Source organism: Pacificimonas pallii (genome assembly GCF_019204005.1).
GTDB classification, from domain to species: domain Bacteria; phylum Pseudomonadota; class Alphaproteobacteria; order Sphingomonadales; family Sphingomonadaceae; genus Pacificimonas; species Pacificimonas pallii.
Genome location: NZ_JAGSPA010000006.1, coordinates 43,821 through 54,185, shown reverse-complemented (window position 1 = coordinate 54,185; position 10,365 = coordinate 43,821). Strand labels below are relative to the sequence as shown.

At 61.4% G+C, this 10,365-nt stretch carries 13 protein-coding genes; 6 read left to right on the top strand and 7 right to left on the bottom strand.

All coding sequences use genetic code 11. The features are described from left to right. From KCG44_RS14230 to KCG44_RS14220, 3 genes are all read right to left on the bottom strand, one after another. Positions 1 to 523, bottom strand: a 523-nt coding sequence (locus KCG44_RS14230) for a hypothetical protein (protein WP_218446788.1), incomplete at its 3' end; no start/stop codon positions are given. A 125-nt stretch (positions 524 to 648) separates the two neighbouring features. Continuing rightward, positions 649 to 939 (bottom strand): helix-turn-helix domain-containing protein, encoded by a 291-nt coding sequence (locus KCG44_RS14225; RefSeq protein ID WP_218446787.1) that lies wholly within the window; start codon positions 937 to 939, stop codon positions 649 to 651. 53 nt (positions 940 to 992) lie between these two features. Further along, on the bottom strand, positions 993 to 1,349 hold the full coding sequence (locus KCG44_RS14220; protein WP_255536595.1) for a type II toxin-antitoxin system RelE/ParE family toxin: 357 nt from the start codon (positions 1,347 to 1,349) through the stop codon (positions 993 to 995). Positions 1,350 to 1,807: 458 nt separating this feature from the next. Here KCG44_RS14220 and KCG44_RS14215 point away from each other — a divergent pair, with 458 nt between their 5' ends. Next, complete coding sequence (locus KCG44_RS14215) at positions 1,808 to 2,173, top strand: thiol-disulfide oxidoreductase DCC family protein (protein WP_218446786.1); 366 nt, start codon at positions 1,808 to 1,810, stop codon at positions 2,171 to 2,173. 732 nt (positions 2,174 to 2,905) lie between these two features. Here KCG44_RS14215 and KCG44_RS14210 read toward each other — a convergent pair. After that, positions 2,906 to 3,064 (bottom strand): hypothetical protein, encoded by a 159-nt coding sequence (locus KCG44_RS14210; protein ID WP_218446785.1) that lies wholly within the window; start codon positions 3,062 to 3,064, stop codon positions 2,906 to 2,908. 97 nt (positions 3,065 to 3,161) lie between these two features. Here KCG44_RS14210 and KCG44_RS14205 point away from each other — a divergent pair, with 97 nt between their 5' ends. After that, a complete protein-coding gene (locus KCG44_RS14205) occupies positions 3,162 to 3,485 on the top strand; it encodes a hypothetical protein (protein WP_218446784.1) in 324 nt (107 codons plus the stop codon). A 180-nt stretch (positions 3,486 to 3,665) separates the two neighbouring features. Here KCG44_RS14205 and KCG44_RS14200 read toward each other — a convergent pair whose 3' ends face one another. Both KCG44_RS14200 and KCG44_RS14195 read right to left on the bottom strand, forming a co-directional pair. Continuing rightward, positions 3,666 to 5,036: an MATE family efflux transporter gene (locus KCG44_RS14200; protein WP_255536594.1), complete on the bottom strand. Its 1,371-nt coding sequence runs from the start codon at positions 5,034 to 5,036 to the stop codon at positions 3,666 to 3,668. A 298-nt stretch (positions 5,037 to 5,334) separates the two neighbouring features. Next, positions 5,335 to 6,102, bottom strand: a complete 768-nt coding sequence (locus KCG44_RS14195; RefSeq protein WP_218446783.1) for an ArsR/SmtB family transcription factor — start codon at positions 6,100 to 6,102, stop codon at positions 5,335 to 5,337. A gap of 263 nt (positions 6,103 to 6,365) precedes the next feature. Between KCG44_RS14195 and KCG44_RS14190 the strand changes: the two genes are divergently transcribed. Continuing rightward, positions 6,366 to 7,508, top strand: coding sequence for an HD-GYP domain-containing protein (locus KCG44_RS14190; RefSeq protein WP_369411994.1), 1,143 nt, complete (start codon positions 6,366 to 6,368; stop codon positions 7,506 to 7,508). A 76-nt stretch (positions 7,509 to 7,584) separates the two neighbouring features. Here the strand turns inward: KCG44_RS14190 and KCG44_RS14185 are convergent, their stop codons facing one another. Further along, positions 7,585 to 8,481: a hydrogen peroxide-inducible genes activator gene (locus tag KCG44_RS14185; RefSeq protein WP_218446781.1), complete on the bottom strand. Its 897-nt coding sequence runs from the start codon at positions 8,479 to 8,481 to the stop codon at positions 7,585 to 7,587. Positions 8,482 to 8,596: 115 nt separating this feature from the next. Here KCG44_RS14185 and KCG44_RS14180 point away from each other — a divergent pair, with 115 nt between their 5' ends. The 3 genes from KCG44_RS14180 to nhaA all read left to right on the top strand — a co-directional run bounded on the left by KCG44_RS14180 (position 8,597) and on the right by nhaA (position 10,351). Beyond that, positions 8,597 to 8,812 carry a hypothetical protein gene (locus tag KCG44_RS14180; RefSeq protein ID WP_218446780.1) on the top strand — a complete coding sequence of 72 codons (216 nt, stop codon included), beginning with the start codon at positions 8,597 to 8,599 and terminating at the stop codon, positions 8,810 to 8,812. Between the two features lie 11 nt (positions 8,813 to 8,823). Then, entirely contained in the window at positions 8,824 to 9,042 is a 219-nt protein-coding gene (locus KCG44_RS14175; protein ID WP_218446779.1) for an HP1242/YdcH family protein, read from the top strand. A gap of 106 nt (positions 9,043 to 9,148) precedes the next feature. Beyond that, complete coding sequence (nhaA, locus tag KCG44_RS14170; RefSeq protein ID WP_218446778.1) at positions 9,149 to 10,351, top strand: Na+/H+ antiporter NhaA; 1,203 nt, start codon at positions 9,149 to 9,151, stop codon at positions 10,349 to 10,351. The last annotated feature ends 14 nt before the right edge of the window (positions 10,352 to 10,365 follow it).

Genomic DNA, 10,365 nt, shown 5'->3' with positions numbered 1-10,365 from the left:
ATATAATATCATGTTCTGAATAGAGTTTTCCAAGCGTTTCTAAAACCTCCTTGAAGTAGCCCCAGTTTCTAACCGCTTGTGTATGAAGTCGTATACGTTCTTGAATCAATGCAAGTACGCTTTCTTCGTTAGATGAAGTGTCGGAAACGGCAATTCTTGAAGCTAAAAAAATTCCTCCAAGTTCTTTCAGTGAATCAATAATGACCTGAATTTTTTCAGGCGTAGGTACGCCCTGACCCCATTTTTCTTTCGGAATAGTGAGCGTGATTGCTTGTAGTAGTTCTATGTGATTTTGTTTAATGTCAGTTAGATAGGAGCCGTATTCTAGTTTACGGTTCTGCGGACTAATATTGCCACCATAAAGTGCGACTATTGCAAGTGCGGAGGAGGGGTCACATTCGGTAAGGCGGTCTCGGATGGACGCAACAACGTTTGGCAAGGTTCCGGCTCGTGCAGCAGCGCCCTCCACCATGGCCGCCCGCACATCCTCTGAGCCTTCAAATTCCACACCAATCTTCTGCAAGACAGGTCCTGATTTCGATCGTATTCTCGTCCGTCTTGGCTTACGCATGAAAGTTCCCGTACCGCGAGACGAGCTACCGAACCACATCGTCAAATCTGGCGACACTATACTATATTCAGGCTCCCCTACTCCGCCGCCTTTCCGATCAAAGCTAGCGCGGCCTTCGGGTCGGCCTTCACAATCCCGAGAAGCGTCCGTGCCGGGGCATCCGGACAGCGGCGGTTCTGTTCCCAGTCGCGTATCGTTGCCACGGGCACATTCAGTTGTTCAGCGAATTTGACCTGGGTTAGCCTGGTCTTCGCGCGGATGGCCTTAACGTCTGGTCCTGCCACGACGCGGCCCTTACGGCTGTCGCCCTCCGCATAGGCGATGGCGTCGGTCAATCCGCCAGCGATTTTTTCAAATGCCGTGCTCATTACAAATGGCCCTCCTTGGCCGTTACATGGTCCGGAAAAAGGACCTTCATTCGTTACTTTGCGCCCAGGCTGCGCCTTAATGTTCCTGTCAGCGAGCGCAGGGCGTTCCGTTCGCCTTGACTCAAATTCGCCTTCTCGCCCTTGCCGAAAACAGTCAGCAGGAACACCGGGATGTCCCCGCCGCCATAGTACCAGACGATGCGATAGCCGCCCGACTTGCCCTTTCCACGACCGGCCAGCCGCGCCTTTCGAACGCCGCCCGTTGCCTGTATCACATCGCCAGCCTCCGGGTCGGTGGCCACAAGCGCCACCGCGGCTTCCCGCTCCGCCTCCGTCATCTTCGCGTCCTTAACGGCGCGCAGATAGCTTTCGGTTTCGATCACGGTCTGCATGTATCTTATATACGGCATTGCCGGACCTCTGCAAGCGGATTTGTTCCGGCATTGCCGTATATGTTGACTGGCAGAGCCGAGTTCGGTCGCTCTGGCTTTGTTCTGGGAACTCTATCCCTACTGGGAGTTCGGGGGACACTACTGGGAGTTCGGGGGAGAGTTCGGGGAGGAGAGTTCGGGGGACACTAGGGAGTTCGGGGGACACTACTAGGAGTTCGGGGGGAGTTCGGGGGGACACTACACTAGGGGAGTTCGGGGGACAGTTCGGGGGGGGACACTATTCGGGGGGGGGACACTATACTAAATTACAGTTCGGGCAGTTCGGGCAGTTCGGGGCAGTTCGGGGGGGGGCAGTTCGGGGGACACTATACTAGGGCAGTTCGGGGGACACTATACTAAATTACCTCAATTTCTAACGCCGCCTGCGACACCCTCGATCCTTTGCAACGACACGCCCGCATGCCAAACGCCACCCCATGCTCACCGTCTACTACAACTCCGCCTGCCCGGTTTGCAAAGCCGGGATTGAGGATCAGCGGACCCGCATGGCCAGGCGTGACGTGCGCGGGAATGCGGAATGGGTGGACATTGCCTGCGATACCGATGTGCTCGCGCCGCTGGGGCTGGAGATTGAGCGGGTGCGGCACAGCCTGCATGTCGTGGAGGACGGCCAGATGCGTATCGGCGCGGATGCGTTTCTGGCGCTGGCGCGCGCGACGCCGGGGCAGCGCTGGCTGGTGCCGCTGCTGGGGAACCCCGTTATCCTGCCGGTGACGCGCTTTGCCTATGACCGCTTCGCGGACCTGCTCTATTGGTGGAACCGGCGGCGGGGGCGCTGGTAGGGCTGTGGGGTCCGCGCCGACCAGGGTAGCGCCGCCTTATCCCGGGCCCCGCGCAACCTTTGCCGCCCCGCCCCGCCGCCTTATCCCGTCCCGCTGTCACCTTTACCGCCATGCGTGCGCCGTCGCCGCGCAGGGCGCGCACGGATTATAGGTGCGGGGCCCGTGGCACCTTCATCACCTTCGCGGCCTGCCCCGGCGCGCTCCCTTGGCGGCGCAGACCCCGTCCGCCCCTCGGCATGTCCGCCGCTGCCACCCTCCCGGTGAAAACGCGCTGTCCTACACCCCGCGCCATGCTGTATCGTGACGGCACGGCGGGTGACCGGGGCGGGACAATGGCGGGGAGGCATGGATGATGATGATGGGTGCGGAAATGCGGGTTTCCGGGCGGCGCGTGCCGCGGTGCGAACGGTCTGGCATCCCCAATGCGCCCGGCGCCCGGCGCCGCGGCCCCGGCACCGATCCGCGCGTGCGTCCGCATGTTCGCGGACATAGTGTGAAGCGGGTGTGAAGCTGGCCCGCGCCCTGCCCCGCCCCCCGCGCCGCGCCGCGTGCGATCGCGAACGGGTTCCCGCACGAACATACCGGTTCCGCCGCCGGCGGGGTGCCGTCAAAGGGCGGGTTTTCGCTCGCCGGCCTCATCATCTTGATGGAGGCGGACGTTTTTTGCATGCGCCGCCGCGCGCGCCGACGGACCGTCCGGCGATTCCAGCGCGGCCCGCCCTTTGGGGCGGCCTAAGGCTGCAATTTTGCGGAAGGCCCTGTTCCCAAATCGCTTTCCAGCGCATTGCCGCCGACGGGGGCAAGCATTCGCCGCCGCCCGCCCTGTATTTCCGGTGCGCGCATGGTCCCGCCGCGCAGTGCCCGGAAGAGGCGTTCACTATAGAGGGGCATGAAACTTCTTTCCTTTGCCGCGCGTTTTGGCAATGATACGTCACCTTTGGTGCGTATTGCCAAAGGAAACCATAACCAGTTTTAGGGGAATATTCTCATGACCAACCTGACCAAGGGCTTTGCCGCCGCCGTGCTCGTGGCCGGACTTGGCCTTTCCGCATGCTCCGAAGGCACGGAATCCAACGCCGAAGCCACACTGGAAAGCGCGGGCGACGATGCCGAGATGGCTGGCCAGGCCGCCATTGACGACATGGAAGCCGGCATGGACGAAATGGGCGCAGAGCTTGACGCCATGGGCGACGAGATGGGTGCTGAATTCGACGAAATGGGCGCCGAAATGGATGCCGCTGCCGACAATGCCGCTGCCGAAGTCGACGCCGAAATGGAACAGATGGAAGCGGACATCGAAGAAGAGATGTAATCGCTCTTTCACCTGCCGGACGGCTTTTGGGCCGTCCACGGTGAACAGGAGGAACCGCCGCGCGCCCCGCCCGGGTTCGCGGCGGTTTCCGTCTCACGGGTCCGGCAGGTGACGGGTTGCGGGTTACCGGCGGCAGGCCGTTGCTTTTGGGGGTGGTTTTCGCAGGCGGGGTTTGCCCTCTTATTCGGCCTTCGTAGCCGGTGATGGTGCCGGGCAATTCTCTGCCTTCAGCATGCGGACCCCCACGAAATACGCCGCGGCCCCGCCGACGAGGTTCGCCGCCAGCTCTCCGGCGTAGATCCCCGTCTCATCGCCGATCCGCGACCCGGCCCACGCCACCGGCACCATGATGAGGAGGACACGCGCCGCACTTACCAGCGTGGCATGGGGTGCCCGGTCGACCGCGTTCAGCGCGCCGTTCGTCACGATCAGGATGCCGTAACCGGCAAACCCCCACGCCGCGATCATCAAATAGGTCCCGATCTGCCCGATGACGCCCGGATCATCCGTGAACAGCCCGGCCGCCGCATCCCGGAACAGCACCAGCAGCGCCGCGATGCCAACGCCGTAGACCAGGCAGAACATGCTCGCCTGCTTCAGCGCATCCTGCGATCTTTCCGGCTTCCCGGCGCCCCAGTTCTGCCCGACGATGCTCCCGATGGAGGACGACATGGCGAGCAGCGGCACCACCGCCATGCTCTGCAACCGCCCGGCCACACCGAATGCGGCAACCGCGTCATTGCCATAACTCGACAGCATGCCGGTCAGGATCGTCAGCCCGACTGGATTGATCGAATTCGACAGCGCCGCCGGACCGCCGACACCGATCAGCGCCTTCGCCCCGGCGCCCCAGTCGCCCTCCTTCAACCGCGCCATATTCACGCCCAGGTCACTGCGCGCCGCCAGCACCAGCCCGACCAGCCCCGACAGCACAAAGGCCCCGACACTGGCATAGGCCGCCCCGGCAATCCCATAGGAAGGGAACGGCCCCCACCCCGCGATCAGCAGCGGGTCCAGCACCCAGTTGGTCACCGCCGTCATCAACAGGATGACCGCCGACCGGTTCGCCGCGCCCTGCGCCCTCAGCGTCGCATTCGCGCCCATCCCCGTGAGCAGAATGGGAATGCCAAGCGCATAGGGCCCCATATAATCGGAGATCAGGCCGGACAGGTCGCGGCCCGCTCCCAAGAGCTGGAAAAGCGGGGCTTCGAACAGCAACAGCAGCGCCCCCACGATCAGGCCGAAAGCGGCGGCAAACGCGATCCCCTGCACCGCCCGCCGTTCCGCCAATGGCCGCCTGCCGCCGCCAAGCGCGCGCGCCACGACGGAATTGATCCCGACCAGGACCCCGACCCCCAGGCTCGACAGGACGACTGTGACGGGAAAGATAAAACTGATCGCTGCCAAGGGGTCTGGCCCCAGCTGACCGACAAAATAGGCATCGACGATGCCGACCGACATCATGCACGCAATCCCCATCAGCATGGGCAGGGTCTGCGCGATCAAATGGCGTCTGATCGGGCCCCGGGTGAGTTTTGCATCGTCGGACATTTCCGCCCGCTTAGCGGGAACCGGAGTGATGGGAAGCCGTGCCGTCCAATTTGACTGGCCGGGTCGTTACGCCCCCGGGTGTGATCGGTATCACGCGGGCCTGTTCGAATCGCGGTTAATAAGAGGCAGAGCTTATGGCGGGGGTGTGGAACGGATCCCCACTCACCATGCCCCCGCCTACCCGGTTATTATCTCTGTCATACGCGCGGCGCTGCCCGCCGACACTTCAACTTCCCCGCCTGGGCCGGACGCCGCCTTCATGCCGGCGTCCGGCCATTTTTTCAGGGAGGATGAGGGCCTAAGCCGCCTGCATCATGCCTTCGCCAGTTTCCAGATAGGTCTTCAGGCCCGACAGGATCATCGGCCAGCCATCCGCAGCAGAGGTGTATGTTGCCGTCTTCGTGTCGAAACCGTCATGCACGACCGTCAACTTGCAAAGGCCGCCCTCCAATTCTTCTATGGTCCACGTCTCGCGTGTTGGCGGGTCCGTCTCCAGCCCCTCCTCCCACATGGCGATCTGCGACATTGAGAGTTTCTTTTCCGGGACCAGCTCCAGAATTTTGCCGCTGGTGAGGCGGCTCCCATCCGGCATGCGATACGCTATCTTCGCGCCAACTTGCAGTTCCGTATCGATACGGCTTCCGAAATAGTAGACCGGCGTCCTTTCCGGATTGGTCATGGCGTCCCACAGGTCCGCCGGCGTTGTCTTGATAATCAGCTCGTAAACGAGCGCGGGTGGCGCTTCCGACATGTTACTCTTCTCCTCTACCAGGGTTTTCAGGTCACTCATCGTGCGCGCAGCCGGACGTCCGAACGGCGCGATCCAGCGGTCCACCATCGTCTGCAGCCGCGCTGCGTTCAGATAATGATGGCGCGCCCGGCCAATTTTGCGACTGGTGATGAGGTGGGCGGCCTCCAGCTGTTTCAGATGCTTCATCACGCCAAAGCGTGTCATGCCGGGCGTGGCGTCAACCAGTTCCGACAGGGTTTGTCCGTCACGCCGTCTCAGCAAATCGAGCAAAGCGCGCCGTGTTTCATCGGAAAGTGCTTTAAACAGGTTACCCATATGTGACCATTATGTCACTTTTTTATATGTGTCAATAAAGTCACCTATATCGATCGTCAGACGACCCACAAGGACCCGCCACGCCGTCTTCCACAATGGCAAGCGCGCGAAGCGGTGATCCGGGTGTATTGGCGGTGACGTGGGAAAGGGAGGAACACCGGCGGACTTGGGGCGCTGCTGCGCCGCGAACGTCGGCCTGTCGTGATATTCCGCAGCTGGAATGAACATGGGTGCGGGAATAATTTTTTAAATATTTTTGCGCTATGCGCGTCATCATGAGGCGCATTTCACCAGCCGAGATAGAGCTCGGTATGCAGGTTAGAGGATTTGAGGGTTCCTGGCTGAGCCACCCTTTTTTTCGTTCAAATTTCGAAGTGAAAACCGAACGCCAGCTGAAGAAAATCCGCAATAGCAGCGTGGACGCTGTGCTGATTGAGGACGCCCTCAATGGCGCTGCGGGTGGCGGCGAACAGATCCGGATCGGCGGACATACCATCACCCTGCCTGATGAGATTCTTGTCGGCAAAGAGGGAATCGGTTTTCCCGGCGAGCAAAAGCGTGCCCGGGAACTTCTCGACAAGTCCAAGAAACAGATCATGGCCACCTTCGCCGATCTGCGCATGGGGAAGATGGTGCGAACCGAGGAACTGTCGCCGCTGGTCGACGAGATCTCCGACGTCATCGTGAGCAGCAGGGGAACGTTCCATAACGTCCTCAGCCTGAAATCCCGCGACGAATATACCTATCTGCACTCGGTGGCCGTATGCGCGATGATGATAAAATTCAGCCGGAAACTCGGCATCCGGGAACAGGAAATTCCCGAATTCGGCCTTGCGGGCCTGCTGCACGATGTTGGGAAAGCCTTCATCCCCGAAGAGATACTGAACAAAAGCGGTCGTCTTACCGACGAAGAATTCAAGCTGGTTAAGGAACACCCGGCCCGCGGGCATGCGGAACTCACCAAAGCGCCTGATATGCCGAAAGTCGTCCTCGACGTTTGCCTGCACCACCATGAAAGAATGTCAGGTGAGGGCTACCCCGAAGCTCTGCCCGCCAAGAAGCTCAGCAAGGCCGCGCGCATGGCCGCCATCTGCGATGTCTACGACGCGCTCACGTCGGACCGGGCCTACAAGGACGCCTGGTCATCGCAAAAGGCGCTTCGCGAAATGGCCAGCTGGGAAGGTCATTTCGATCCGCAGCTTCTCGTCATGTTTCAGGAAGTACTCGGTATCTATCCCGTCGGTGCCCATCTGCGGCTGAAGAGCGGCGAAATCGCGCTGGTCGTCGGAGAGAGCGCCAATCCGATGATTCACGGCGTTTACATCATGGGCAAGGAACTCAATAACATCGAAGGCCGCCCGGTCGTCAAGAACGTCAGATCGGTCGATATCGTCGGCCTGGCCTGATGATCCGAAAGATCCCGCCCGCGCCGATCATGGACGTCAGGGCGGGAATGTCTCCGGCGAAATAAGGGGCTACCCATCACGCAAGCAGCGTCCTTGCCCGCGCGGATATGCGCTCGCCGACGGCCCGGAACGCATCTGTCAGCGCCGCACCCTCGCGCCACGCAAGCCCGATGCTGCGAAACGCGGACCAGCCCTTGATGTCGGGAACTTCCGTTCCGCTGCGTCCGCCCGCCTCTGAGCGAAGATATAATTCCGGCAATATGCTCAGCCCAAGGCCCGACGCGGTCATCTGTTGCAGACTGTCCAGGCTCGTTCCCTCATAGCCCCGGATCAGCCGCATGCCATATTCCGCGCACAGCGCCTCGGCCTGCCGGTGATAATGATGTCGCCGGTCCAGCGACAGGACCTGCTGCTCCGCCAGTTCGCGAATATCCGCTCCGGCGGCCAGCACATGATCGGCCGGCACCACGAGGCGCAGCGGCTCACGGAAAAGCGGTTCGACCACCACGCCCGGCGCATCCAGCGGCAATGGCCCCAATAACAGGTCCAGCTGTCCCCTTGTCAGCGCCTGCAACTGCTCGTCCGGTATGCCGTCCTGCATGAACAGCTTCAGGTCCGGGGCATCGCGGTGCAGCTGCGCCACAACCGCGGGCAGCAGGTACGGCCCCAGTGTCGGGGTCACACCGAAACGCAGCGTACCGGCCAGACGTCCTTCCGCGCGCACCGCGAAATCACGAATATCACCCACCGCCACGACGACCATTCGCGCCCGCTCCGCAATGTCGCGCCCTGCCGGTGTCAGCAATGCTCCGCGTCCGCGCCGCTCGATCAGCGTTACGCCCAGGCGCTGCTCCAGTGCTTTTACCTGCTGGCTCAGGGTCGGCTGCGACACACCGGCCTGACTGGCGGCACGGCCGAAATGACCGGTATCGGCAAGAGCGACGAGATAATCCAGCTGGCGTAATGTGGGCATTCCACGGATTATAGCCTATGACTATCAAATAACCACTCTATAATCGATTGGACGGATTGCGCGAAACCCTCCATCTTCTTCCTACCGGCAAAAGCTGGCTTGAAAGGAGAATGTCATGGCAAGCAACACGTATCGCGCCCGCAAGCGGGTCACCGACAATATGGCAGGCCGACCGGCGCTTATGCTCGCCGCGTTTATGAAGCGCGGATCTATGCGCCTGACCTCGCGGCGCGACCAGCAGCAACGCGACGAGACGGAGCGTCGCCTCGATGACGCGCTCTGCGCCAGTTTTCCGGCAAGTGACCCCCTCGCCCTCACCCCCCGATATTAGGAGATACGCATATGAAAGCTCGTATAATCGCCTTGGCCGAACGCCGCAGGGCCATCAGCCGCCAGATCAAGGCGGAACGCAGTCGCCCTTCCGGTGGCTGGACTGACAATCTGGCCCGTCTCAAGCGCCTGCGCCTTGCCCTGAAAGACGAATTGCAGCGTCTGCGCGGACGTGCAAGATTGCAACCGGGGCAGCAGGTCGTCCAACAGGAAGGTCGTATCGGAACCTGATCCGGAACATCTTTTTGTTGATGGGCGGCCCGGCAAACCCTTCCCCACTCTCGCCGTGCCGCCCATAGTTCTGCCAAACCGTCCCTGACAAGGAAAGTTCGCCATCATGCCGACCCGCTTCACCCCGATGATGCGCGATTTCCTGCAAAAAGAATCCAGCGGTGGTCTGCTGCTGTTCGCCGCCGCTGCGCTGGCCATTATTCTCGCGAATAGTGGCCTTGCGGCATTTTATACCGCGCTTTGGGAGCAGCCCGCACAGGTGCGCGTCGGCGCGCTCAATATCGACAAGCCGCTGCTGCTCTGGGTCAATGACGGCCTGATGGCGCTGTTCTTCTTTCTGATCGGGCTGGAGGTGAAGCGCGAAATCCTGGTCGGCGAACTTTCCAGCCTGGACAAGGCGGGCCTGCCGATCGTTGCGGCCATTGGCGGCATGGCGATACCGGCGCTGACCTTCCTGTTCATCAATCAGGGCAGTCCGGAAAACATGTCCGGCTGGGCCATTCCCGCTGCCACCGATATCGCCTTTGCGCTCGGCATCCTCGCATTGCTGGGCAACCGCGTTCCGGCGGCGCTCAAGGTTCTGCTGCTCGCGATCGCGATCATCGACGATATTGGTGCCATTGCGATCATCGCGCTGTTCTATACCGACCAGCTCAGCGTCCTGTCGCTTGGCCTTGCCGGTGCCGGTCTTGCCATTCTGGTGATCCTGAACCGCCGCGGCGTCACCGCGATCACCCCTTATGCGCTTATCGGCCTTATCATCTGGGTCTGCGTGCTGAAATCCGGTGTTCACGCGACCCTTGCCGGTGTGGCCGTCGCGCTCGCCATCCCGCTGACCGGAAAGGCGGGCCATTCCCCGCTGAAAACGCTCGAACACAGTCTTCATCCATGGATTGCGTTCGCCGTCCTCCCGATATTCGCCTTTGCCAATGCGGGCGTATCATTGTCCGGCATCGGTTTCGCGGATCTTCTGGCGCCGCTACCGCTCGGTATCGCGGCGGGTCTCTTCATCGGCAAGCAGATCGGCGTCTTCGGCTTCGCCTGGGTCGCAGTGAAAACCGGCATTGCGAAGCTGCCGGCCTCGCTTTCCTGGCGCCAGATTTACGGCCTTTCCTGCATCACCGGTGTTGGCTTCACCATGAGCCTCTTTATCGGCACCCTCGCCTTCGACAGCCCGGCCCAGATCGACGCCGTGAAGCTCGGCGTCCTCACAGGCTCACTTCTGTCGGGACTGGTGGGCGTGCTGATCCTGATGATGAGCGGCCGGCGGAGCGCCGCGACACTGGACGCCCCCAAGGTTAGCGCATAGTCCGCAGCGCCAGC